Here is a 23,921-nt window from a genome sequence, read left to right on the forward strand (position 1 = left end):
TTATAGTGATTGCGATCACATTTATGGCGTTGAGCTTTGTTTGATAAATGAGATTAAGATCACAATTTAATTTAATGAAAAACGGGCCGGATCACATTTTGATCAGGCCCGTTTGAATGCGGAATCATGATTTCACGTGGCTCAGGTTAGGCGGTGAATGATCCGTCCCCTGCACGCCGATTATTGCAAATTACCCTGTACTGCATTTTTAGCCTGGCTCAGCGCTTGCACATTAGCTGATAAGCTCGTCATTAAGTCATTATATTGCGTCGCCTGTTCCTGAGTTGGGAACTGAACGCCACCGTTATTGAAACTGACGCGCGTTCCCTGAGCCTGCAAAAACTCACCTGTCTTTACAGCATCCTGGCTAAGTGCCTGCAGTTTGGGTAGCAATGGGATCAACTGGCCAGCAGGCTGCGTCACCACTTTGTCATACGCGGTATCGAAGACTTTTTTCAGGTCGTCGTTTTGCTTAAGCGCGCTTTTACTTTTATCTGCCTGCATTTTTGCGGTTTCCAGTTGCTGGGTAGCCACCGTCAACGCGCTGTTGGCCTGGGCCAGTGAGTCGTGGCGGCTCAGATAGTCCTGCGGCACATGAATAGCAGAAAGTTCATCCACCACCGGACGCATCCCCTGATCCACAGCTTTGTTCGCCTGCTGCGAGAAGCCATAAAGAATGGCGTAATCACCGGTGAAAGGACCAAAACTTTGTTTCTGATTTTCACTCAGGCTGGGTAGATGTTCACCGCTACGCATAACGGTATTTTGCAGAAAATCGATAAACGCTTTGCGCTGTTCGCCCTCTTTATCACCACATGCGGTAAGTTGCAGCACAAGAAGCACGCCAGTCAGCAAAATGCCGCTGCGTGCCAGGATACGGGAAATGCCTGAAGCCATGGGTTCAACTCCTGTCGGTAAAACTGGCTGATGTCCGGATAAGCAGTGGCCTAAAGAATAGAACAAAGGATAACGGCCACACAATGCGAAAGCGCGATGTAAGGCCATAACCTGTAAGAAAGTTTGCCTTAAGCGTGTTTAAGATGATGTTACAGGCTTATGGTGTCAGAAAAGAAGGCCAGCGCATCCGCGACTCAGGCTTTTTTGCACCGATAACGAGCCCGCGCGAAGGGAAGCTAACGGATCCGTAAGTATAGGTCATAAATAATTAATTCCATCTTATGTTTCGAGCGACACAGATGTTCCATCTGAATCGTTAACGTTAAACGTCCATTAACGAGTTGCCCTAAAATTGTTCGTCTGCATTAAAGTGGTGCAAACGCCTGCATGAACGCAATCACTGGCACGAATCGCACAAATTATCGTGTTCACTATAATTAAAACGTCATGTTGTCCTTCGATGATAAAGCTGAGTCCCTTTTCAGCGCTTCCGGCGCCACCTACGTCAGGGCTGGCAAGTGTTTTTTTATTTTGGAAGCAAGAAAGGCGTGATGGCTGACAGCACTCTCCAGCCAGTATGTGTTCAAAAAATGAAAGTCTGGCGCATATTTTGCAACCAACTCACAGAGCCGGTGCGGTTATCCTGGCCAGTTCATCACCTGATTGCCGGCCATAAAGAAAACGCGACCAGCGCTGTTGACAGACGCTGTGGTAACAAAACCAATCGCTTCAAAAGGTTAAGTTGCTTAACCATTTTTCAGAATTGTAAAGTTAAAAAAAATGTCTAATTTGCGCTGCAAATTGTCAGGTATCTATCCATACTTAGTCTCCCGGCATTTGTGGCATTGTGTTGACATGTTTAACAGCAATGCAGGTCAGGCTGTGTCCCATAAGGGTTTTCTTACAATAAAAACAAACTCTTAAGGGATGCAGCTTGCTTAATCCGGTTTCTGAGCCTGATTTCAGGTTCTTGTACCTTCTTTCACGTGATTCATAGTGAGTTTTAAGGAGTTCTCTATGGAGTTAAAAGACCCAATGTTTGAATTGCTCAGCAGCCTTGAGCAGATTGTTTTGACACGTGATAACAGCCCTGTAGCGCTGCAAACTCAGCGTCAGCCAGCCGTGCCAGAGCCACAGCGTTTACGCGAAATGGCAGGAATGCAGGTAGATGAGTTTGCCAGGATTATGGGCGTTAGCGTTTCTTCGGTTAAAAGCTGGGAAGCCCAGCGTACGCGTCCTTCCGCAACTGCACAAAAATTGATGAAATTACTTCACGCCAATCCTTACCTTGGGCGTCAGTTACTCGATTAAGTCACTAAGTCGTATCCCGGCTTTTGTTGGCGCCGGTCACGTGAGTGACCGGCCGTTCAATACCTCTCCCTGTTGACAGGCTTCGTTAAACACGTTTCCAGTCCGTCCTGTCGGTCAGCTAAACTTTGGCAAGATGTTAAGCACATTGCCAAACCAGCAGATGATGACGATAACACCAAATAAAATGACCACAGCCGGAATAACCTTTCCGCCCCAGACAGTGAATGTTTTATCGGGAAAGCGTTTTCTCGATTTTAATGCCAGTAGGGCAGGGACGATAACTGCCCAGATTGTTGCGCACAATCCTGCGCCACCGATACCGTAAATAAAACCATTCGGGAAGAGCAAATATAAGATGCCGGGAGGTAGAAAGGTTAACAGCACTGTTTTAAATCGTCCAAAGTGGGAATTATCGATTTTAAACAGATCCGCCAGATAGTCGAACAACCCCAACGTGACCCCAAAGAAAGAGCTGGCCACGGCGAGATTAGAAAAAACCAGTAAGAAAAATTCAATGACGCCGCCAGGATGCGTTCCCATAAAAGACTTCACCAGCGCGTCAACATTTCCGCCCGAAGAAATGATTTCTTTGAATTTTTCACGCGGGATATTCCCCATGGTGCAATACAGCCAAAAAAGATAGATAAACAGCGCCAGCAGTGAACCAAGAACAATGCTTTTAACCAGCTTATCTTTTCGTTTTCCATAACAAATGATCAGGCTGGGGATATTACCGTGAAAGCCAAAAGAGGCAAGGCAAACCGGAACGGCCATAAATATATAGGGAAAATAACGATTGCTTTCACTGATACCGCTAACATCGCTAAGGATTGAAAAATCAACTTTGAAAAATAAAGAGCCAAAAACAATGACGAAGGCTAAGATTTTAATACCCAAAAAAAGCGAGGTGATTCTGCTGGCTGCCAGAGAGCTAATCCATAACACGCTGGCAACGAAAACCGCTGTACCGATGCCGATAACACGTGAAGGTATCGTCATGCTGGAATGCATGGACAGGGTTTCGCTAATAATCGCGCCGTTAGCGGAGATATAAGCGTAAGTCAGTATATACAACACAAAAGCAACGGTAATACCGCTTATTACATTCCATCTTTTACCCAGCAGATCTTTGGTCAATGTATTGAAGCTTGAGCCTGTTGGATAGTTCAGGTTAGCTTCCAGTAACAGCAGACCGGAATGAAGCATGGAAAACCAGGCGATGATCAAGATGAAAGCGCCCCAGAAGAACCACGCGCCCGCAAGATCGACAGGGAGTGCAAACATCCCACCACCGATTACGGTTCCAGCGATAACCATCACGCCCCAAAAGGCGGAGTGTTTCTGATCTGTATTTTCTTCCATGGTGTCCTCTCAACAATATTCTTCGCTTTTATCGTTGTTATAATTTTTATGCCTGACAGGCAGGGTAATGGAGCAGCCGTGGCCAAAACAGCTGCTCACTGTACAGGTATGACTATGAAATCTCTTTAAGTTTTGCGGTGAAATGGCGCAAAACCTTAGGCTCATAGGTAAAGGCTAATCCTTTTATGTTGCTCGCATTCTCTTTCACATGCTCAAAAGCTTCGATAATGAAGTCCATATGCGTTTGTGTGTAGGTGGCTCTGGGAACGGTTAACCGCAACAGTTCGGCCGGACAGGGCAGTTGTTCTCCTGATTTAGGATCGCGGCCCAGCAAAAACGAGCCGATCTCGACTGCCCGGATACCGGCCACTTTATATAACTCGCAGGCGAGTGCCTGAGCCGGGAACTGATGCGCCGGAATGTGCGGCAATAATTTTCCGGCATCGACAAAGGCAGCATGGCCACCGGCTTGCTGGCAGGTCACACCAATCGATTCAAGGCCATCAACCAGGTATTGAATTTGACTGATACGATAAGCCAGCCAGTCTTGATTCATGCCGTCATAAAGGCCTACCGCCAGGCGTTCCATTGCGCCGCCTTCTAACCCACCATAGGTGGGGAATCCTTCCTGAACAACGCAAAGTGTTCTGCAGTCGGTGTACACATCAAAGAAGCTGTCATCTTTGAAAGACAACAAGCCACCCATGGGGACCATCGCATCTTTTTTTGCCGACATGGCCAGCATGTCAGCATATTTATAGCTTTCCCGGGTAATCGCTTCGATTGTCCAGTTTTTGTACGCTTTTTCCCGCTGCTGAATAAAGTACGCGTTTTCAGCAAAGCGGGCTGAATCCATGACCACCGGAATGTCATATTTTTTTGCAATCTGGTACATGGCTTTTAAGTTTGCCAGCGACACGGGCTGCCCGCCGGCGGAATTGCAGGTAATAGTGGCAACAATATAGGGCACATTCTCCGCGCCCACATCCTGGATGCCTTTCTCCAGGCGCTCAAGATCAAAGTCGCCCTTGAAGTCGTGGCGAACCGCCGTATCGAAAGCCTCTTTGATATAAACATTTCGCACGGTACAGCCATTTATCTGGCTGTGGCCCTGTGTAGTATCAAAAAAGTAGTTCGAGAAGGCCACCATTTTTGTTCTGTCCAGACCTTTTTCTTGCTCCCGTTTTTTTATTAATACCGGAATGTAAATTTGTTCTGCGCCACGGCCCTGATGTGTTGGAATAGTATAGGCATAACCAAAAATAGCTTTTACCGCTTCCGCTAACGTGTAATAACTGCGGCTGCCACTGTAAGATTCATCGCCTCGCATCATAGCAGCCTGCATATTTTGCGTAACGGCGCCGGTTCCGCTATCGGTGAGAAGATCAATAAAAACGTCTTCGCTATCCAGCAAGAATGGATTCATTCCGGCTTTTATCATCGCTGCATTACGATGCTCTCGTGTAGTGCGTTTGACGGGTTCAATAACACGAATACGGAATGGCTCAGGTAAGTGTCTAAAGTTATTCATCATCATGTCCTTTTATTCAGACGTGCCGATGCCGTAGGTTTTTTTAATGAATGAATTAAAAACCCGGGCAAATGTTTTTATCCTGTTTCAGCCGATAAGAAACGTGACTGCATTGTATGTTGCATCGCGTTTTCAATAGCCAGTTTTGGGCAAGTAAACGGATCGCACCCATAATGCAGGGTTTTTAAAGTCTGAATGAGTGAAAATGCGCCCGATAAATTACGACCCTGTCAGTCGAAAGAGATGGGCGATTGTAAAAAGAAGACGTTAAGGCAGGTGATTGACAATAACATTATCAATATTAAACCATTTGGATATTACACTGCTGCTGTTTAAGATGATCATAATATTTCAACTCTCATTAAACATAGTGCCACCCTATTATATTAATTATTTATGTCTAGCATTACGTTTAGTTATCGTGACTGATATCACATGAAACCTTCTTTCTGTCTTAATAGTTATTTATTTTTTATTTTAAAAATACATTTTTTTGACAGTTTCCCTGCTTGCTAATTACTTTTTAAAAACCCGATTTTTTCTACACATTCATATGCCCTCTCTGATCGCTGTAAAAGAGAAAGCCGTGCTGATCGTAATCGATTGGGGATCCCCAGGTCGGGCTTATCGTTTCCTGTAAGCCTGTAAGCCTGTAAGCCTGTAAGCCTGTAAGCCTGTAAGCCTGTAAGCCTGTAAGCCTGTAAGCCTGTAAGCCTGTAAACCTGTAAACCTGTAAACCTGTAAACCTGTAAACCTGTAAACCATATAATCGGTTCCTGATGACTGGCTTACCCTGTGCAGTTTACTTCAAAGGCGACCACATGCAGCGGCGGGTTTTAGCTCAACCCACCGTATTTCGCGGCTTGCTTCACAAACCACTTTTCGGGCACGTTATAGGGAGCCTCAGCCAGTTGCGCAATGCCATTTTCAATATTGGCAGAAGCCTGACGCCAGAGTTCTGTGTTGCCCTGTCTGAGTAATTGAATTTGCACCCTTTTTTCAATCAGATAAACACGGGCGAAATGGGGATCGAAACGAACAATTGAACGTGTATTGTCAATAATGTCAGCCAGCTTTATCGTTTGTGCCTCTGGGCTGGCCTGAGCCGTATGGCGAAAATCGGCCACTTTACGTGCCGCACGGTTCTTTGCACTCTGTGGTGCCGTGTTGGTCAGCATCTCAACCAGCTTCGCGACCTCGTCACCAAAATGCGTCTGGATATCATTGAGGGTGGTCGCCGTATCTTCCACGGTATCATGCAGCCAGGCGGCGGCCAGCATCACAGGATTATCGGTAATGCTTCTGACCAGTTCCACAACGGCAGCGGGATGCACGATGTAGGGCTCATCGGTATATTTGCGTCGTTGACCCGTTTCGGCATGGGCTTGTGTGGCATAGCGACGCGCCCGTTCTTCCAGAGAATCCTGCATGCACTACCTCATTTCATAAATTGCTTGCAATTAACTAGCGCGCTATTTATATTGCGTCTATGAACAGTAATCAAAATGACAAAAAAGTGAAAGCTGCGCCACTGTTGCTCGATCAGCAACTTTGTTTTGCACTTTATTCCGCCAACCTGGCGATGCATAAAGTATACCGTAAGTTGCTCACGCAGATGGATATTACCTATCCGCAATATCTGGTGATGCTGGTACTGTGGCAACAGGATTCACTGACCGTATCAGAAATTGGTGAACGCCTCTTTCTGGATTCTGCAACGCTGACGCCGCTGCTGAAACGGCTGGAAAATGCGGGCTTACTTAATCGCCAGCGTTCCCGTCAGGATGAACGTCAGGTCGTCGTGAGTTTAACGGATGCAGGGCGTTCGCTGCGCCAGCAGGCTGAAAGCATTCCTGATGAGATTCAGTGTGCATCTGACTGCAGCGAAGATGAAATGAATTCGCTCAAACTGCAGTTGAACCAGTTACGTGACAAACTCATGGTGCCGCGCTAAATTTTTAATCTGGATGTAGAAACGAGTCAAACTTCGCAGCTCGGTGCTTATTGATAAGTCGCGAGCGATTAAATAGTGTAATGGAGAGCAGATATGTCTTTAGAACAAGTGGTTTATCGTGCAAAAGCTAAGGCTACCGGTGGTCGTGATGGTCGTGCAACTTCATCTGACGGCGTTCTGGATGTGAAACTGGGTGTACCGAAAGAGATGGGCGGTGCAGGTGGCGAAGTCACTAACCCGGAGCAGCTTTTTGCCGCGGGATATTCAGCTTGCTTCCTGGGCGCAATGAAGTTCGTTGCTGGCCGTGACAAAATTGCGATGCCAAAAGATGCATGGATTGAAGGCGAAGTGGGTATTGGCCCTATCCCCAATGGTTTCGGTATTGAAGCAACGCTGAATATTCACCTGCCTGAAATGGACGAAGCCGAAGCGCAGAAACTGGTTGATGCGGCTCATATCGTTTGTCCCTATTCAAATGCCACACGCAACAACATTGATGTCACGCTGAATATCATTCGCTAAACGTTTAAGGGCCTGAATACAGGCCCTTTTTTCTCTCTTCGCCTTTCTGAGTGACGTTTTTGAAACGTCCTGTCCGGGATTATTTTCTGGTCTAATTTGTTGCCGCATGGTTAACTGTGCCACTTCGCATTATGACGTCTAAAAACGTTCAGAATACTCTTCTTATTTATCCGGCCCGCTTAATTCGCGAACTCTGCCGAAATATGGCAGTCAGATTAACGTTTAGTTAAGCGCTTCGCTCCGGGGAAACACCATTTTTCATGAATTACATAAAATCATTAACACAGCAAAAGCTGTCGCTCTTGCTGGCTCTGTATCTCGGTATCTTTTTGAATTTACCAATCTTTTATCGCCGATTTGATGGCTTTCTGACCCGATCAACCGTGACAAACTGGCTGACCGCGTTTACCGAGGTCGTCGCTATCGTGCTGCTGACGTTTTTCCTGATGCGGTTGTTATCGCTAGGCGGAAAATGGTTCTACCGGATTCTGGCCACCCTGATTGTCCTGATCTCTGTTGCTGCTGGCTATTATATGGCCTTTTTCAATGTGGTCATTGGCTACGGAATCGTCGCCTCAGTCATGACGACAGATACCGATTTGTCAAAAGAGGTGGTGGGTTATCACTTTATCCTGTGGATGGTGCTGGTCAGCGCGCTGCCACTGTTCATGATTTGGCGCAACAACCTTAGTATGACGCTCAATGAGCAGTTACGTACGCCAGGACAGCGCCTGAAACCCACTTTGATTATGCTGGCCTGCGTTGCGCTCGTGTGGTTACCCATCCGTTACTTCGACAAGTTGCAAAAGGCGAATGAGGAAGTGACCAACGTCGATCTGCCAAGCTATGGCGGAATTGTCGCGCACTCATATCTCCCCTCTAACTGGCTGGCCGCGCTGGGTTTGTTTACCTGGACCAAGATTGACGAGACGCTGGAAAATCAGGAACTCCTGGATCCTGCCCAGAAATATACTTATGTTGCTCCTCCGGGGTTAGATGATACCTATGTGGTGTTTGTTATTGGCGAAACCACTCGCTGGGATCATATGGGCTTGCTGGGCTATGAGCGAAACACCACCCCTAAACTCTCTAAAGAGAAAAATCTGGTCGCATTTCGTGGCGAATCTTGTGATACCGCGACCAAGTTGTCTTTGCGTTGTATGTTTGTGCGCGAAGGCGGCACCATGGACAATCCCGGGCGAACATTGAAAGAGCAAAATGTGTTCGCAGTGATGAAAGAACTGGGCTTCACTTCTGAGCTGTTTGCGATGCAAAGTGAGGTTTGGTTCTACGATAACATCAACGCCAATAATTTCTCTTTCCGCGAGCAGATTGGTTCTGAGCCACGTAACCAGGGTAAATCAGTAGATGATATGCTGCTGGTGCCTGAGTTACAGGCCTCACTGCAGCGGTACCCGAAGGGTAAGCATCTGGTTGTCCTGCACACCAAGGGCTCACATTATCTCTACTCACAGCGCTATCCGCGCAGTTTTGCACGCTATCAGCCAGAATGCATGGGCGTGGATGAAACCTGTAGCAAAGCGCAACTGATCAACGCTTACGATAATTCCGTCCTTTATGTGGACAGCATGCTGGACAGCGTTCTGGATCAGCTGCGTGATAAAAAAGCGATCGTGTTTTATGCATCCGACCATGGCGAATCGATCAGCGACAATATGCATCTGCATGGTACGCCGCGTGAAATGGCACCGCCGGAGCAGTTCCGTGTTCCTATGATGGTCTGGGCGTCAGATAAATATCTGGCTGACCCGACAAACCGTGAAAACTTCGAACGCCTGCAGGCGCAACAGCGCGTCGGCAAAACCCATCGTCATGTCGAGCTGTTTGATACCATTATGGGCTGCCTGGGTTACACCTCGCCAAATGGCGGGATTAAGCAGGCTAATAACTGGTGTCAGGCACCTGCCGGGACAGCGTCAAAAGCGCTATAGCGGTAAGGCAATTTTTCGCGGCAAGGCATAAAACTCGCTGGCCGCCTGCTTTCCAGGCGATTGGGCGGGAAAGCGCAAAAAGCGGTTGACGCTTCTTGGGGGGAGCAGTAACATGCGCCCCCATCGGCGAGTAGCGCAGCTTGGTAGCGCAACTGGTTTGGGACCAGTGGGTCGGAGGTTCGAATCCTCTCTCGCCGACCATATTTAAGAAACCTGTCTGCAAAGACAGGTTTTTTTTCGCCTGAATAAAAGAGGATGAGCACCGCCGAAGGCGGTTTGCGCCGGGCGTCAGCGAGACAACGTTGCGAACGCAACGGCCCGAAGGGCGCGTTCCCGCAGGGGCGCGTAATCCTCTCTCGCCGACTATATTTAAGAAACCTGTCTGCAAAGACAGGTTTTTTTTCGCCTGAATGAAAGAGGATGAGCACCGCCGAAGGCGGTTTGCGCCGAGCGCAGCGAGACAACGTTGCGAATGCAACGGCCCGAAGGGGGCTTACGCAGTAAGCCTAATCCTCTCTCGCCGACCATATTTAAGAAACCTGTCTGCAAAGACAGGTTTCTTTTCGCCTGAATAAAAGAGGATGAGCACCGCCGAAGGCGGTTCGCGCCGGGCGTCAGCGAGACAACGTTGCGAACGCAACGGTCCAAGGAGAGCCGGGCCTGTCGCAATCGATTCAGGCACACAATTTGACCGGCGCAATTCGTATAAAAGGAGGCCGTTTCTCACAGGCATAAATAACACCTCTGCCAGACGCTATTGCCCCGCCTCGGTTATTAGAATATCTCATGTCACACTTTTTTCGGGACCGCCATAATTCCTCCTTGAAATCAATTTCTGCTCCAGACAGCCTGTTTTATTGTCTCATCGCTATGCAGGCCTTCTCATCAGAGGGTTACAGAGGGATAAAAGATAAGTTTTGGTTATGCCACAAAATGGCAAATTGGTCATTTTCAACCCAAAGTTAACAGCATTTTTCGCTGTGTGAACGTCATAACGCACAGTAAATCGTTCAGATATCCAACATTTGGCGCTAAATGATGTCTGTTTTTTTTTAGCGCAAATCACTGCTCATTTATGACCTGTGTAGCAGAATACATGGCATATAAACCCATGCCGCTGTGCATTATATGGCATTGCGTCTGTATGGGTTTTTTTTATCGTTGCTTGCTATTCCTCACACTCTGTGTAAATAAGTAACCGTTGTATTGACGTTCTTTGCAACTGTTGACAAATTGATGCGTCAATAACAGTGCAGATACAGATTTTTCTGATGGGTGCTTATCAATCAGGATTATCCAAACAAACTATCTCACTCTTATCACACCCGCAGGGTGGACCGCCTGAACCGCATAAAAAAACCAGAGGTCGGGCAATGCACACAACAACACATCACAATGGAGCAAAAGCATGATCAACTCCCTGGCCAAATCCAGGATGCTGAAGGTCGGTCTGAGCCTCGTCGCCATGACCGTAGCCGCAGGTGTTCAGGCAAAAACCCTGGTTTATTGTTCGGAAGGTTCTCCGGAAGGGTTTAACCCGCAGCTCTTTACCTCGGGTACAACCTATGATGCCAGTTCTGTACCTATCTATAATCGCCTGGTTGAGTTCAAAACCGGTACGACCGAACTGGTGCCGGGCCTGGCCGAAAAGTGGGACGTCAGCGCTGATGGTAAAACCTATACCTTCCATTTACGCAACGGCGTGAAATGGCAGACGACGAAAGATTTCAAACCTACGCGTGAGTTAAACGCTGATGACGTGGTGTTCTCTTTTGAGCGGCAGTTAGATAAAAACAACAAGTACCACAACGTCTCTGGCGGCAGCTATGAGTACTTTGAAGGTATGGATATGCCAAAGCTGATCAGCAAAATCGAAAAAGTGGACGATCATACCGTACGCTTCGTGCTGACGCGTCCTGAAGCGCCTTTCCTGGCTGACCTGGGGATGGATTTTGCTTCCATCATGTCTAAAGAATATGCCGACAACATGCTGAAAGCCGGTACACCAGAGAAAGTTGACCTGAACCCGGTTGGCACGGGCCCATTTGTGCTCCAGCAGTACCAGAAAGACTCGCGTATTCTGTATAAAGCCAACCCGGATTACTGGGGAACCAAGCCAAAAATCGATCGGCTGGTTTTCTCAATCACTCCAGATGCCTCAGTGCGCTACGCCAAGTTGCAGAAAGGCGAATGTCAGATCATGCCTTATCCGAACCCGGCTGATATCGCCAGCATGAAAAAAGACAGCAAAATTAATCTGATGGAACAGCCTGGTCTGAACGTCGGTTATCTGTCGTTTAATACTGAGAAGAAGCCGCTGGATAACGTGAAAGTGCGTCAGGCACTGACCATGGCGGTTAACAAACAAGCCATCATTGATGCGGTATATCAGGGCGCGGGCCAGCCAGCGAAAAACCTGATCCCACCGACAATGTGGGGCTACAACAACGACGTTAAAGATTACGCCTACGATCCGGAGAAAGCTAAAGCCCTGCTGAAAGAAGCTGGTATGGCTGACGGTTTCTCAATCGACCTGTGGGCGATGCCGGTTCAGCGTCCTTATAACCCTAACGCACGCCGCATGGCTGAGATGATTCAGTCTGACTGGGCCAAAATCGGCGTTAAAGCCAAAATCGTGACCTATGAGTGGGGCGAGTACCTGAAACGCGCCAAAGCGGGCGAACACCAAACCGTGATGATGGGCTGGACCGGTGATAATGGGGATCCAGATAACTTCTTCGCGACGTTGTTCAGCTGTGCGGCGGCCAAAGACGGTTCTAACTACTCCCGCTGGTGTTACAAGCCGTTTGAAGATCTGATCCAGCCAGCCCGTGCAGAATCCGATCACAACAAGCGTATTGAATATTACAAGCAAGCTCAGGTAGTGATGCACGATCAGGCGCCTGCACTGATCATTGCGCACTCAACCGTTTATGAGCCTGTGAGTAAGAAAGTCACCGGCTATGTGGTTGATCCATTAGGTAAACATCACTTCGAAACCGTCGATATTCAGGAATAACCTTTCGGATTATTGCAGTAAGGGCCGGTTTTTCCGGCCCTCAGGCGATCGCCACCGATCGCCTGTTGCCTGCTCTTTTTTTCCGGCTAATTACTTTTATTAAAGAAGCGCTTCTTGCGTCGCGTCCGGCTGTCGCCGGGTGCGGTTAATGAGCAATGTTATCTCTGGCCAGGGCCAGGGGAAAACGACTGAGAATTACGCCTATGCTGCAGTTCATACTCCGGCGTCTGGGGCTTGTCATCCCAACGTTCATCGGTATTACATTATTGACCTTCGCGTTTGTGCATATGATTCCGGGCGATCCGGTGCTAATCATGGCAGGCGAGCGCGGTATTTCCCCTGAGCGCCATGCTGAATTGATGGCGATGATGGGGCTCGATCAACCGCTGTGGAAGCAGTATCTGCACTATATCTATGGCGTTCTGCATGGGGATTTAGGCATTTCACTGAAAAGCCGCATTCCTGTGTGGACCGAATTTGTTCCGCGCTTTAAAGCCACACTTGAGCTGGGCATCTGCGCCATGATGTTTGCCGTATGCGTAGGGATCCCGGTCGGCGTCATGGCTGCGGTGAAACGTGGCTCGGTGTTTGATCATACCGCGGTGGGTATTTCACTGACCGGATACTCAATGCCGATTTTCTGGTGGGGCATCATGCTGATTATGCTGGTATCTGTTCAGCTTAATCTCACGCCCGTTTCCGGACGTGTTGCAGATACCGTGTTCCTGGATGACAGCCATCCGCTCACCGGTTTCATGCTGATCGATACGTTAATCTGGGGTGAGCCTGGCGACTTCAAAGATGCGGTCATGCACATGATTCTGCCCGCTATCGTGCTGGGTACGATTCCGCTGGCGGTCATCGTACGTATGACGCGTTCTTCCATGCTGGAAGTGCTGGGGGAAGACTATATCCGTACGGCGCGTGCGAAAGGCCTGACGCGTATGCGCGTCATTGTCATTCACGCGCTGCGTAATGCGATGTTGCCGGTTGTCACCGTTATCGGCCTGCAGGTCGGTACGCTGCTGGCAGGCGCAATCCTGACTGAAACCATTTTTTCCTGGCCGGGCCTTGGCCGTTGGTTAATCGAAGCGCTGCAACGCCGTGACTATCCCGTTGTGCAGGGCGGTGTGTTACTGACGGCTATTCTGATCATCCTGGTCAACCTGCTGGTTGATCTGCTGTATGGCGTGGTGAATCCGCGCATACGCCACAAGAAATAAGGGGGCATCATGTCTGTTGTTGATCCCGCAAGCGTAAATGTTGCACCCAAGCCGATGACCCCGATTCAGGAATTCTGGCACTATTTTAAACGTAATAAAGGCGCAGTAACGGGCCTGGTTTATATCGTGTTAATGCTGTTGATCGCCATCTTTGCTGACGTCCTGGCACCGCACGGGCCGGCGGAGCAGTTCCGTGACGCCCTGCTGCATCCGCCTGTCTGGCAGGAAGGCGGAAGCTGGAGCTATATCCTTGGCACTGACGACGTGGGTCGCGATATTTTGTCGCGCCTGATGTATGGCGCCCGCCTGTCATTGCTGGTTGGCTGTATGGTGGTCGTACTGTCGCTGATTTTTGGTGTCATTTTTGGTTTGCTGGCCGGGTATATCGGCGGTGCGGTCGATGCCACCATTATGCGCCTGGTCGATATTATGCTGGCGTTGCCCAGCCTGCTGTTGGCGCTGGTGCTGGTCGCCATTTTTGGCCCGTCGATTGTTAATGCGTCCATTGCGCTAACGTTTGTCGCGCTTCCCCACTATATCCGTCTGACGCGCGCAGCGGTGCTGGTTGAAGTGAACCGGGACTATGTGACGGCTTCCGGTGTAGCGGGGGCAGGCATGTTGCGTCAGATGTTCGTCAACATTTTACCTAACTGTCTGGCACCGTTGATCGTTCAGGCTTCATTAGGCTTTTCCAACGCCATTCTCGATATGGCGGCGTTGGGCTTTCTCGGAATGGGTGCGCAGCCGCCAACGCCGGAGTGGGGCACCATGCTCTCCGACGTCTTACAGTATGCGCAAAGTGCCTGGTGGGTGGTGACGTTCCCTGGATTAGTCATTCTGCTTACCGTACTGGCATTTAACCTGATGGGCGATGGTTTGCGTGATGCCCTCGACCCGAAACTCAAGCAGTAAAGAGGCACCGAGATGGCATTATTAAATGTAGATAAATTATCGGTGCATTTCGGCGACGATAAGGCACCGTTCCGGGCAGTTGATCGCATCAGCTACCAGGTTGAGCAAGGTCAGGTTGTGGGCATTGTTGGCGAATCCGGCTCGGGTAAATCCGTGAGTTCTCTGGCCATCATGGGATTGATCGACTTTCCCGGCAAAGTCATGGCGGAAAAACTCGAGTTCAATCAACGCGATCTGAAGCGGATTTCTGAAAAAGAACGTCGTCAGTTAGTGGGCGCCGAAGTTGCAATGATTTTTCAGGACCCGATGACCAGCCTGAATCCCTGCTATACCGTGGGCTACCAGATCATGGAAGCCATCAAGGTGCATCAGGGCGGTAATAAAAGCACCCGCCGCCAGCGGGCAATTGACCTCCTGAATCAGGTGGGGATTCCCGACCCCGCTTCGCGTCTGGATGTTTATCCTCATCAGCTTTCGGGCGGGATGAGCCAGCGCGTGATGATCGCCATGGCTATCGCCTGTCGTCCAAAGCTGCTGATTGCTGACGAACCCACAACCGCGCTGGACGTCACAATTCAGGCACAGATCATTGAGTTGTTGCTGGATCTGCAAAGGCAGGAAAACATGGCGCTGATCCTGATTACTCACGATCTGGCGCTGGTAGCGGAAGCCGCACACCACATTATTGTGATGTACGCCGGGCAGGTTGTGGAAAGTGGCAAAGCGACGGATATCTTTAAAGCGCCGCGTCATCCTTACACCCAGGCACTGCTCAGGGCGTTACCGGAATTCGCGGCGGACAAAGCACGGCTGGCCTCGTTACCCGGTGTCGTGCCTGGAAAATACGATCGTCCGTCAGGCTGCCTGCTTAATCCGCGCTGTCCTTATGCCAATGACCGCTGCCGTAAAGAAGAACCTGAACTGCGGACGATTCCGGGACGTCAGTCCAAATGTCACTATCCGCTGGACGATGCCGGGAGACCAACTTATGAGTCCTGATAATACAAAGCACGAGTATCTGCTGCAGGCTATCGACCTGAAAAAACACTATCCGGTGAAGAAAGGATTGTTTGGTCAGGAACGCCTGGTTAAAGCGCTGGATGGCGTCTCTTTTAATCTGGAGCGCGGTAAAACGCTGGCGGTTGTCGGAGAGTCTGGCTGCGGTAAATCCACACTGGGCCGTTTACTCACCATGATTGAAACGCCAACAGAAGGACAGCTTTACTGGCACGGTCAGGATTTGTTAAAACACGATCCCCACGCCCAGAAGCTGCGTCGGCAGAAGATTCAGATCGTCTTTCAGAATCCGTATGGTTCTCTGAATCCACGCAAAAAAGTCAGCCAGATCCTGGAAGAGCCGCTGGTTATCAATACTTCACTCAGTAAAGCGGAACGTCGCGAGAAAACGCTGGAGATGATGGCCAAGGTAGGATTGAAAACCGAGCATTACGATCGTTATCCCCATATGTTTTCGGGTGGCCAACGTCAGCGTATTGCCATTGCCCGTGGCCTGATGCTTGAGCCAGACGTGCTGATTGCTGACGAGCCGGTTTCAGCACTGGACGTGTCCGTACGGGCACAGGTGCTTAATCTGATGATGGATCTGCAGCAAGAGATGGGGCTGTCCTATGTGTTCATTTCTCACGATTTATCCGTGGTCGAGCATATCGCAGATGACGTGATGGTGATGTACCTGGGGCGCTGCGTGGAAAAGGGCAGCAAAGAGGCGATTTTTGCCAATCCACGTCATCCTTACACCCAGGCCCTACTTTCTGCCACGCCGCGGCTCAATCCTGATGAGCGTCGTGAACGTATTAAGCTGACCGGGGAACTCCCCAGCCCGCTGAATCCACCGCCCGGCTGCGCATTCAATGCCCGCTGCCGGCGTCGTTTTGGCACCTGTGTCCAGCTGCAGCCCCAACTCAAGCAGTATGGCGACCAACAGATAGCCTGCTTCGCGGTTGACCAGGATGAAAACCAGCTAACGGCATCAGTCGAGTCTGCCAGCCAGCCTTAATCAGTGACAGGCGGAATCCTCGTGGGGTTAACCACAGGGATTCCGCCATCACCGCCGTACGTTCATTTCGTTATTCTGTCTGTTTAACGACACAACGTTTTCATTCGCCTTCGCCTGTGAAAGTCCAGCAACGTGCGATGTGCGTTCCAGATTCCGTGCCACATCCTGCCGGCGAAACGTGCTGCCTGGGCGCTGCTGCTGCGCGTCCGAAGCCTGTTCATCAGCGTAACCTTTTCGCACCGGCACAATCATTAGCGGGTGGTCATGAGGGAAAACGAGAGGTCTTCACCCTAATTGATACATTAGCGACATGAACAGGGGCGTTGTCAGTGCCAGCGTTCTACTGTAGCAGGATGAAGTCGCTTTATTTTTTTACCCCGTGGATGGATTAAACAAACCGACCCCTGAGATAAATGTCGTAAAAGATAATGATTTCAACAGCGATCGGTTTTTTAATTAGCGATAATTAGCAGGGTAATACTTTACCAGCCGTAATTTGAAAACACGGAATCTGTCCAGGGAAAAGGCACACCAGCCGGTAAAATGCCGAACCGAACGAAATTTTTTTTGCCTAAAAATACAAAGGGTTGGAACAGCGGCTATCCTGATGTAAGCGATCGCTAAGATGTTAATCACCTGTGAAAATATTTAACTTAAGATGGTCTCAACAATTTTTACGGATATATGTGAAATAGTACTCATTTTTTGCTAAAGAGTAGTGATTAGTATTAAGCTTTCTTATTGAATTCGTCGGTTTTGTAATCAGAATTATCTCACTGTGTTTAAATTATTATGATATATTCCTGGAAAAATCCCCCCTTAGTTGTAGGCCAGGGTCTATGAAAAATTACGACGACTTGCAGCGTTTTAAGGAAAAGACAAAAACGCTCGACATCGCCTTTCAGGATATGTCAGGCCAATCGCAGGAAGCGGCGGATAAAAGCAAATGGTCTCTCATTCGTCAACTGGCGAGCGAAGACCAGCACATGCCTTTTAGTGGGGGACAACGTATTGATCTGCCTCAGCCCCAGCCGATTCAGGGTGACGAATTCAGCATGCCTGAGGTGACGGAGCGTTCTCAGCCTGTCACGCCGCCTGCTGCTGTGTCTTCGCATTCTATTATGGATAGCCTGACCAATAGCGAACCCGATGTTGACGTTGTGGCGCCCGTTGCCCCTTCTTCTGCCTCACCTCTCTTCCCGGCTCCCTCCGCGCAGTCTGTTGCACAGGATGCGGTGAGGGTTTCGCCCGTAACTGAGAAAGAAACGCGGATACCACAGGTAACGGCGCAGCCGAATACTGACGTTCCTGCCACAGATCATAGCCGTTTTAGCGGGCTCTTCCGCGCGCGCAGCAGTGGGTCAGAAAATTTACCAAAAGAAACGTTATTAAAACCGCTACTGGAGAAGATTGCCTTATGCCGTTAGTTTGTGTGTGCTCGCCCAAAGGTGGGGTGGGGAAAACGACGTTGGCAGCGAATCTGGCCTGGAGTCTGGCCCGTTCAGGTAGCAAAGTGTTAGCAATCGATTTTGATGTTCAGAACGCCCTGCGCCTTCATTTTGGCGTGCCGCTGCACGATGGACGCGGCTTTGTTGCGCGCTCGGAGGAACAGGCGGACTGGAGCCAGTCTATTCTGACTACCGGCGGAAATATTTTTGTCCTGCCCTACGGCAACGTGACCGAATCCCAGCGCGAACGGTTTGAAGAAAACCTGACCAAAGATCCTCACTTCATTAAGCGCGGCCTCGACACGTTACTGAACTATCCCGGTCTGGTCATGGTCGCGGATTTTCCGCCGGGCCCCGGCCCTGCGCTTAAAGCGATAAAGACCTTAGCCGATATGCATCTGGTCGTGATGTTGGCCGATACCGCCTCAGTATCGTTATTACCGCATATTGAAGAAAATCGCCTGATTGGTCAGCCGCTGAACAGTAAACACGGACATTATTTTGTTCTGAATCAGTGCGACAATCGCCGGAATATTAATCGTGACGTGACGGCTTTTATTCAGCAACGTCTTGGCGATAATCTTTTGGGCCAGATTCATCGCGATGAAAGTGTGGGTGAAGCGAATGCCTCACAGCAATCTGTTTATGATTTCAGCCCGTCATCCGCCGCTGCCTTTGATATTGAACTGATCGCTAAACGCGTCGCCAGTATTCTGAATGTCAATGTAGGGAATGGCGAAGTTCAGGCACAGATTCACACCAGCAACTATTAAATGTAATGACCTGGCCAGGCCAGGTTTAAAAAAACAGCTCTTTCAGGGTGGAACATGGGTAAAATCGGGTTTTACCTGCTGCTGCTGGTGCTTGCACCTGTTGCTGCGGTGATCATTATCACGCCAATGGATAGCCAAAAGCAGTATATTTTTGGCTTGATAAGCATCGGTATGGTGTTTTTATTGGGGGTCAGTAAAAGCCGTAAAATAACGGTCGTAATGGTTATTCTTTCCGCCCTGATGTCGTCCCGATATATATGGTGGCGAACAACGGAAACCCTGTATTTTAATTCTGAAATCGAAGCGATACTTGGCATCGGCTTATATATTGCTGAGCTGTACGTCTGGCTGATTTTAATCCTGGGTTTCCTGCAGACCACATGGCCATTAAAACGTACTATTGAACCCTTGCCAGATGACACCCACTTATGGCCAACGGTCGATGTCTATATCCCGACATATAATGAAAGCCTCGACGTGGTGCGCGACACGGTTTTGGCTGCCCAGTGCATCGACTATCCACGCGATAAAATTAAGGTTTACCTGCTTGATGATGGTAAACGCAGAGAATTTGCCGTTTTCGCTGCCGATGTGGGAGTGGGTTATATCACTCGTGATGATAACAGCCATGCTAAAGCGGGTAATCTTAATCACGCGATGAAGATTACCAAAGGGGAGCTGATTTGCGTCTTTGACTGTGACCACGTCGCCACCCGGACTTTCCTGCAGGCAACGGTGGGGCCGTTTTTGAAAGATCCTAAGCTGGCACTGTTGCAGACGCCACACTACTTTTACTCGCCGGATCCGTTTGAGCGTAACCTGAGTGCCGCTCGCAGTATTCCTAATGAGGGATCGCTGTTCTATGGCCCGGTTCAGCAGGGTAACGACAACTGGAACGCGACCTTCTTCTGTGGTTCCTGTGCCGTAATTCGTCGTTCAGCCCTGGAAGAGATCGGCGGCTTCGCAGTAGAAACGGTCACCGAAGATGCGCACACCGCGCTGAAAATGCAGCGTCTGGGTTGGGGATCCGCGTTTCTGGCGATTCCGCTGGCTGCTGGCCTGGCGACCGAGCGCCTCGGGCTGCACGTTATTCAACGTACGCGCTGGGCCCGTGGTATGACGCAGATTTTTCGCGTGGATAACCCGCTGTTCGGCCGTGGCTTAAAATGGCAACAGCGGTTGTGCTACCTGAATGCCATGTTGCATTTCCAGTTTGGTCTGCCGCGCGTGGTCTTCCTGACCGCGCCGCTTGCCTATCTGCTGTTTAATCTGAATATCATCCATTCGTCGGCGTCGCTGATTTTCGCCTACGTTTTGCCGCATCTTGTCCTCTCCTTGTATGTTAACTCACGCATGAATGGCCGTTTCCGCTACACCTTCTGGGGTGAAATCTATGAAACGGTCATGTGCTTTCATCTGGTCATCCCGACTATCCTCACGTTGCTTTCACCCAAACACGGAAAATTTAACGTGACGGATAAGGGCGGCGTACTGGATCAGGGATTCTTTGATTTCCATATCGTTCGTCCTCACGTCATCGTTGCCTTTCTGCTCAGCATCGGCATTGTGGCGGGCATCGTGCGCGCCACCATGCATGACTATTTTGGCGTGGATCCCTATGTGATTGCGCTCAACGTCGGGTGGGCAGTCTTTAGCTTAATCATTTTGATGGCAGCCATTGCCGTGGCACGCGAAACCAAGCAGGTACGAAAAACGATTCGTATTGAGGTACAGATTCCGGCCATTATCCACTATGCCAGCGGCATCTCATCCCGCACGATGACCAGCGATCTGTCGATGGGCGGCGCGAATCTGGATGCGCCAGATAATCGTCATGAGCACGATACGATTGAAGAGATCGATCTGATACTGAAATCAGGCACCATTACTATCCCGGCGACCAAAATATCGGGCGATGAAGAAAGTATTCGTCTGAGCTTTGGTGCCATGCCGTTGGCACGTCGCCGCGAACTGGTGCGCGTGGTACTGGCGCGTGCCGATGCGTGGATCCAGCCTGAATATAAGCAGGACAATCCGTTAACCTCTCTGGGCACCATCATTCGAACGGTTTTTGAACTGTTCTGGCTGACCTGGCGAGATCGTCGTGAGAAGCGTAAGAGCGGCCCAGACGTTGCGACGAAAGAGGACAGCGCAGTATGAGGATCTTGATACAGTCGATGCTGGCCGGTTCTCTCTCGGCGGTGCTGTGGGTCATTCCGGCCTCGGCTGAAACGCCCCTTGCAGCCAACAGTGTTATGCCAAACAGCAGTGCGGCACCAAACAGCAGTGCGGTACCGAATAACAGTGCGGCTCCGACCGACAGTGCAGTACCGAATAACAGCGCGGCTCCGAGCGACAGTGCGGTACCAAATAACAGTGCTGCGTCGGTTAACAATGCAGCACCGAATAACAGCGCTGCGTCGGTTAACAATGCGGCACCGAATAACAGCGCGGCCCCGGGCAGCGACCCCGCGCTTAGCAGCCAGATCACGCCTGCGGACAGCAGTGCGGCGGATAACCGCTCGACATCGAGTGTTGCGACTGGCGCGCCTGATAACAGTACGGTATCTGCCAGCCCGACGACGCCCGTTAAGGGTGACGCCGTTGCCGATTCGGCCACACAGATCGGAGAAAAGGTTCCCGCAACGGCGGATGCACAGCCTGCCGGCAGCGCTTCGCCCGTCACTCAGGACAGCAGCGCGTTATCCAGCGTGCCACCGCCAGCCGGCCTCGGTAATGCGGAAACGGGCCTGGAGGCCGCCGCAGGAGAAACGCCCTACAGACCAGGCCAGGCCGCTTCCTCCGTCGACACAACCTCAATGGTCAGCAGCATGCTTAACCAGCCGGTGAGCAGCACGCTAAATGTGGCACAGATGGGACAGCGTCAGGGCATTACGCTGACCGGCGGACAACTGCAGTCAGGCATCATTTTTACCCTACCGGGCGACGAGGTGGTCACCAACGCGCGTCTCAACCTGTCCCTGCGCGTTTCCCAGGCGCTCGCCGCGCGCAATACCTCATTGCAGCTGATGTTAAACGGACAGCCGCTTGGCACGCTGCCGCTGGGGTCGGGTGACAGCGATGAAAGCGATTATCAGCTGGATATTCCGGCAGCGATGATTGTGTCCAGTAACAATTTGAGTTTCAAAATTAACGACGCGGACAAGCTGCTGTGTGAAAAAGACAGCGCAGAGCAGTACCAGGTCACTATTCTGCCTAAAACGATGCTGAGCCTTGAAGGCCAGCAGTTAAATATTGGCACCAGCCTGCGTAATTTCCCGCGTCCATTTATCGATCCTCAGCGTATGACTGCGGCTGACGTGACGTTTAGCTTTGCCGACAATGTCACGCCGGATACGGTGACCGCGGCGGTGCTGGTGGCCTCCTGGTTGGGTATTCAGAGTGATTATCGTGGCATCCATTTTCCTGTCGTGCGCGGTAATCTGCCGGAAAAAAACGGCATCCTGTTTGGTCATCCTGGTGACAGGATCGGTACGCTAACCTTCCCAGCCAGTCGTGGTCCATCCCTGCAGATGGTCGATAATCCGGGTAATCCGGTTTATAAACTCCTGCTGGTCAGTGGCGAAGATGAAAGTCAGCTGCGTCAGGCCGCTTATCGTCTGACCACCCAGCCACTGGCGACCGATAGCAACAGCATGCAGGTCAAACCGCAGTCCATAGTCCTGCGCAGTCCTTACGATGCGCCGCACTGGATCAATACGACGCATCCCGTGCGACTGAGTGAACTGCTGCGCAAAGATCAAAGCCTGACGGCGACCGGCATCTGGCACGATGCGATGCGGGTGAATTTCCGCGCTGCACCCGACCTGTTCCTCTGGGATGGCGATACGGTCCCACTCTATTTGCACTACCGTTTCCCGTCTGAAAACTGGATTGACGAAAAAAACTCGCTACTTAACGTCACGTTGAACGGCACGTTTTTGCGCAATCTGACGGTGAATAAAGTGGGCTTACTTGAAAGCGCCTGGCATCGCTTAGGGGGAGATGCGCGTCAGGAACATTACCAGATTAACCTTGATCCCTATTTGATTTATGGCGACAACCAGTTGGCGCTTTATTTTAACATCAAGCCTAAAGCCGATGCGCCCTGCGGCGTTTTGCTGAACAACAATATCAAAAGTCGAATCGAAGACGATTCCTGGATTGATCTCAGCCACACGCGGCATTTCAGTATGCTGCCCAATCTCTCCTATTTTGTGGGTGCCTCTTTCCCGTTTTCCCGGCTGGCTGACTTTTCGCAGACTACGCTGCTGTTGCCTGAAAATCCAAGCGATGCGGAGATCTCAACACTGTTAAACCTGTCTGCCAAGGCAGGAAATGCCACCGGCGTGGCGCTGGCACAAAATCAGGTTCTGTTTGGTCTGCCAGTCGGCGGCAATAACCTGGCTCGCGTTCAGCAAAGTGACATACTGGCAGTGAGCACGACGGGCAACAGTGCGTTTAACCAGGCGATGCTGGCGAACTCCCCGTACGAGGCCAACGGCAGTGCGTTAGGGGTTAAAGAGCCGTCTGCGCTCGAAAAATTACGTAGCTGGCTGGTGGGCGACTGGTATCGCCAGCCGCTGGATGCCGATCGCTACTTCTCTTCAAATGAGTCCTGGCGTGGGTTTCTGAGCTACCGCTCAATGTGGAATCCGGATCGTCTGGTGGTCATGGCAGTGGCGACCAGCGACGATCAACTGCTGCGCCTGCACGGTGATTTAGGCTCGGCCCGCATCAACGCGGCGGTACGCGGTGATACGGCGATTATCACCGATGAGAACGGTATCCGGAGTTTCCGGGTGGGGCCACAGTTCCCCAGCGGCGAGATGCCGTGGTACATGATGGTGGTGTGGTACGCGAATCAGCATTCGGTATTAATGGCGCTGGCTGCACTGCTGTTCTCCGCCATCGTGGGGAGTGCCGCGTGGGTGATGCTGAAACGACATGCGTCGCGGCGTCTACAGTCAAAACACAATCGCGATGCCGGTAAGAAGTAA

General features: G+C 50.4%; 18 protein-coding genes, 1 tRNA gene and 2 other RNA genes. 16 read left to right on the plus strand and 5 right to left on the minus strand.

Annotated elements, in window-relative coordinates:
- Nucleotides 1–180: 180 nt before the first annotated feature.
- On the minus strand, nt 181–897 hold the full coding sequence (locus NYE92_RS15160; protein ID WP_019106243.1) for a DUF3053 domain-containing protein: 717 nt from the start codon (nt 895–897) through the stop codon (nt 181–183).
- 1,017 nt (nt 898–1,914) lie between these two features.
- Here NYE92_RS15160 and NYE92_RS15165 point away from each other — a divergent pair.
- Nucleotides 1,915–2,208 (plus strand): HTH-type transcriptional regulator, encoded by a 294-nt coding sequence (locus NYE92_RS15165; protein ID WP_014607017.1) that lies wholly within the window; start codon nt 1,915–1,917, stop codon nt 2,206–2,208.
- A gap of 114 nt (nt 2,209–2,322) precedes the next feature.
- Here the strand turns inward: NYE92_RS15165 and tnaB are convergent, their stop codons facing one another.
- The 4 genes from tnaB to NYE92_RS15180 all read right to left on the minus strand — a co-directional run bounded on the left by tnaB (nt 2,323) and on the right by NYE92_RS15180 (nt 6,531).
- The gene (gene tnaB, locus NYE92_RS15170) at nt 2,323–3,570 is read right to left on the minus strand and encodes a low affinity tryptophan permease TnaB (RefSeq protein ID WP_014594984.1); all 1,248 of its coding nucleotides are present in this window, start codon (nt 3,568–3,570) and stop codon (nt 2,323–2,325) included.
- A 112-nt stretch (nt 3,571–3,682) separates the two neighbouring features.
- On the minus strand, nt 3,683–5,101 hold the full coding sequence (tnaA, locus tag NYE92_RS15175; RefSeq protein ID WP_014607015.1) for a tryptophanase: 1,419 nt from the start codon (nt 5,099–5,101) through the stop codon (nt 3,683–3,685).
- Nucleotides 5,102–5,368: 267 nt separating this feature from the next.
- A complete protein-coding gene (tnaC, locus tag NYE92_RS23275; protein ID WP_104933743.1) occupies nt 5,369–5,446 on the minus strand; it encodes a tryptophanase leader peptide in 78 nt (25 codons plus the stop codon).
- A 491-nt stretch (nt 5,447–5,937) separates the two neighbouring features.
- A complete protein-coding gene (locus NYE92_RS15180) occupies nt 5,938–6,531 on the minus strand; it encodes an HD domain-containing protein (protein WP_013024024.1) in 594 nt (197 codons plus the stop codon).
- A 59-nt stretch (nt 6,532–6,590) separates the two neighbouring features.
- Here NYE92_RS15180 and NYE92_RS15185 point away from each other — a divergent pair, with 59 nt between their 5' ends.
- From NYE92_RS15185 to bcsB, 15 genes are all read left to right on the plus strand, one after another.
- Nucleotides 6,591–7,055, plus strand: coding sequence for a MarR family winged helix-turn-helix transcriptional regulator (locus NYE92_RS15185; protein ID WP_013024025.1), 465 nt, complete (start codon nt 6,591–6,593; stop codon nt 7,053–7,055).
- Nucleotides 7,056–7,148: 93 nt separating this feature from the next.
- Nucleotides 7,149–7,577, plus strand: coding sequence for an organic hydroperoxide resistance protein (locus tag NYE92_RS15190; protein WP_013024026.1), 429 nt, complete (start codon nt 7,149–7,151; stop codon nt 7,575–7,577).
- 260 nt (nt 7,578–7,837) lie between these two features.
- Entirely contained in the window at nt 7,838–9,529 is a 1,692-nt protein-coding gene (gene eptB, locus NYE92_RS15195; protein ID WP_029569323.1) for a kdo(2)-lipid A phosphoethanolamine 7''-transferase, read from the plus strand.
- A 124-nt stretch (nt 9,530–9,653) separates the two neighbouring features.
- A tRNA-Pro gene (locus NYE92_RS15200) sits at nt 9,654–9,730 on the plus strand.
- Between the two features lie 33 nt (nt 9,731–9,763).
- Nucleotides 9,764–9,895: non-coding RNA, RtT sRNA (locus NYE92_RS15205), on the plus strand.
- A 33-nt stretch (nt 9,896–9,928) separates the two neighbouring features.
- A non-coding RNA gene (locus tag NYE92_RS15210) (RtT sRNA) lies at nt 9,929–10,056 on the plus strand.
- Nucleotides 10,057–10,937: 881 nt separating this feature from the next.
- Nucleotides 10,938–12,548: a dipeptide ABC transporter periplasmic-binding protein DppA gene (dppA, locus tag NYE92_RS15215; RefSeq protein ID WP_014594987.1), complete on the plus strand. Its 1,611-nt coding sequence runs from the start codon at nt 10,938–10,940 to the stop codon at nt 12,546–12,548.
- Nucleotides 12,549–12,751: 203 nt separating this feature from the next.
- A complete protein-coding gene (dppB, locus tag NYE92_RS15220) occupies nt 12,752–13,771 on the plus strand; it encodes a dipeptide ABC transporter permease DppB (RefSeq protein WP_014607013.1) in 1,020 nt (339 codons plus the stop codon).
- 9 nt (nt 13,772–13,780) lie between these two features.
- Nucleotides 13,781–14,683 (plus strand): dipeptide ABC transporter permease DppC, encoded by a 903-nt coding sequence (gene dppC / locus NYE92_RS15225; protein WP_013024030.1) that lies wholly within the window; start codon nt 13,781–13,783, stop codon nt 14,681–14,683.
- A gap of 12 nt (nt 14,684–14,695) precedes the next feature.
- The gene (gene dppD / locus NYE92_RS15230; protein ID WP_013024031.1) at nt 14,696–15,682 is read left to right on the plus strand and encodes a dipeptide ABC transporter ATP-binding protein; all 987 of its coding nucleotides are present in this window, start codon (nt 14,696–14,698) and stop codon (nt 15,680–15,682) included.
- Nucleotides 15,672–16,700: a dipeptide ABC transporter ATP-binding subunit DppF gene (dppF, locus tag NYE92_RS15235; protein WP_014607012.1), complete on the plus strand. Its 1,029-nt coding sequence runs from the start codon at nt 15,672–15,674 to the stop codon at nt 16,698–16,700. The genes dppD and dppF overlap by 11 nt, the downstream gene beginning before the upstream one ends.
- A gap of 839 nt (nt 16,701–17,539) precedes the next feature.
- The gene (gene bcsO / locus NYE92_RS15240) at nt 17,540–18,127 is read left to right on the plus strand and encodes a cellulose biosynthesis protein BcsO (RefSeq protein WP_013024033.1); all 588 of its coding nucleotides are present in this window, start codon (nt 17,540–17,542) and stop codon (nt 18,125–18,127) included.
- Nucleotides 18,118–18,921 (plus strand): cellulose biosynthesis protein BcsQ, encoded by an 804-nt coding sequence (bcsQ, locus tag NYE92_RS15245; protein WP_013024034.1) that lies wholly within the window; start codon nt 18,118–18,120, stop codon nt 18,919–18,921. The genes bcsO and bcsQ overlap by 10 nt, the downstream gene beginning before the upstream one ends.
- Nucleotides 18,922–18,975: 54 nt before the next feature.
- Complete coding sequence (gene bcsA / locus NYE92_RS15250; RefSeq protein WP_052651533.1) at nt 18,976–21,081, plus strand: UDP-forming cellulose synthase catalytic subunit; 2,106 nt, start codon at nt 18,976–18,978, stop codon at nt 21,079–21,081.
- Nucleotides 21,078–23,921 (plus strand): cellulose biosynthesis cyclic di-GMP-binding regulatory protein BcsB, encoded by a 2,844-nt coding sequence (gene bcsB / locus NYE92_RS15255; RefSeq protein WP_029569326.1) that lies wholly within the window; start codon nt 21,078–21,080, stop codon nt 23,919–23,921. The genes bcsA and bcsB overlap by 4 nt, the downstream gene beginning before the upstream one ends.

The organism is Pantoea sp. B566 (assembly GCF_024793925.1).
Lineage (GTDB): Bacteria > Pseudomonadota > Gammaproteobacteria > Enterobacterales > Enterobacteriaceae > Pantoea > Pantoea ananatis.

Excerpts from the sequence above, each read along its gene's own strand:
- NYE92_RS15160 (WP_019106243.1), bottom strand. The coding sequence starts at position 897 with ATGGCTTCAGGCATTTCCCGTATCCTGGCACGCAGCGGCATTTTGCTG.
- NYE92_RS15165 (WP_014607017.1), top strand. The coding sequence starts at position 1,915 with ATGGAGTTAAAAGACCCAATGTTTGAATTGCTCAGCAGCCTTGAGCAG.
- tnaB (WP_014594984.1), bottom strand. The coding sequence starts at position 3,570 with ATGGAAGAAAATACAGATCAGAAACACTCCGCCTTTTGGGGCGTGATG.
- tnaA (WP_014607015.1), bottom strand. The coding sequence starts at position 5,101 with ATGAATAACTTTAGACACTTACCTGAGCCATTCCGTATTCGTGTTATT.
- tnaC (WP_104933743.1), bottom strand. The coding sequence starts at position 5,446 with ATGATCATCTTAAACAGCAGCAGTGTAATATCCAAATGGTTTAATATT.
- NYE92_RS15180 (WP_013024024.1), bottom strand. The coding sequence starts at position 6,531 with ATGCAGGATTCTCTGGAAGAACGGGCGCGTCGCTATGCCACACAAGCC.
- NYE92_RS15185 (WP_013024025.1), top strand. The coding sequence starts at position 6,591 with ATGAACAGTAATCAAAATGACAAAAAAGTGAAAGCTGCGCCACTGTTG.
- NYE92_RS15190 (WP_013024026.1), top strand. The coding sequence starts at position 7,149 with ATGTCTTTAGAACAAGTGGTTTATCGTGCAAAAGCTAAGGCTACCGGT.
- eptB (WP_029569323.1), top strand. The coding sequence starts at position 7,838 with ATGAATTACATAAAATCATTAACACAGCAAAAGCTGTCGCTCTTGCTG.
- dppA (WP_014594987.1), top strand. The coding sequence starts at position 10,938 with ATGATCAACTCCCTGGCCAAATCCAGGATGCTGAAGGTCGGTCTGAGC.
- dppB (WP_014607013.1), top strand. The coding sequence starts at position 12,752 with ATGCTGCAGTTCATACTCCGGCGTCTGGGGCTTGTCATCCCAACGTTC.
- dppC (WP_013024030.1), top strand. The coding sequence starts at position 13,781 with ATGTCTGTTGTTGATCCCGCAAGCGTAAATGTTGCACCCAAGCCGATG.
- dppD (WP_013024031.1), top strand. The coding sequence starts at position 14,696 with ATGGCATTATTAAATGTAGATAAATTATCGGTGCATTTCGGCGACGAT.
- dppF (WP_014607012.1), top strand. The coding sequence starts at position 15,672 with ATGAGTCCTGATAATACAAAGCACGAGTATCTGCTGCAGGCTATCGAC.
- bcsO (WP_013024033.1), top strand. The coding sequence starts at position 17,540 with ATGAAAAATTACGACGACTTGCAGCGTTTTAAGGAAAAGACAAAAACG.
- bcsQ (WP_013024034.1), top strand. The coding sequence starts at position 18,118 with ATGCCGTTAGTTTGTGTGTGCTCGCCCAAAGGTGGGGTGGGGAAAACG.
- bcsA (WP_052651533.1), top strand. The coding sequence starts at position 18,976 with ATGGGTAAAATCGGGTTTTACCTGCTGCTGCTGGTGCTTGCACCTGTT.
- bcsB (WP_029569326.1), top strand. The coding sequence starts at position 21,078 with ATGAGGATCTTGATACAGTCGATGCTGGCCGGTTCTCTCTCGGCGGTG.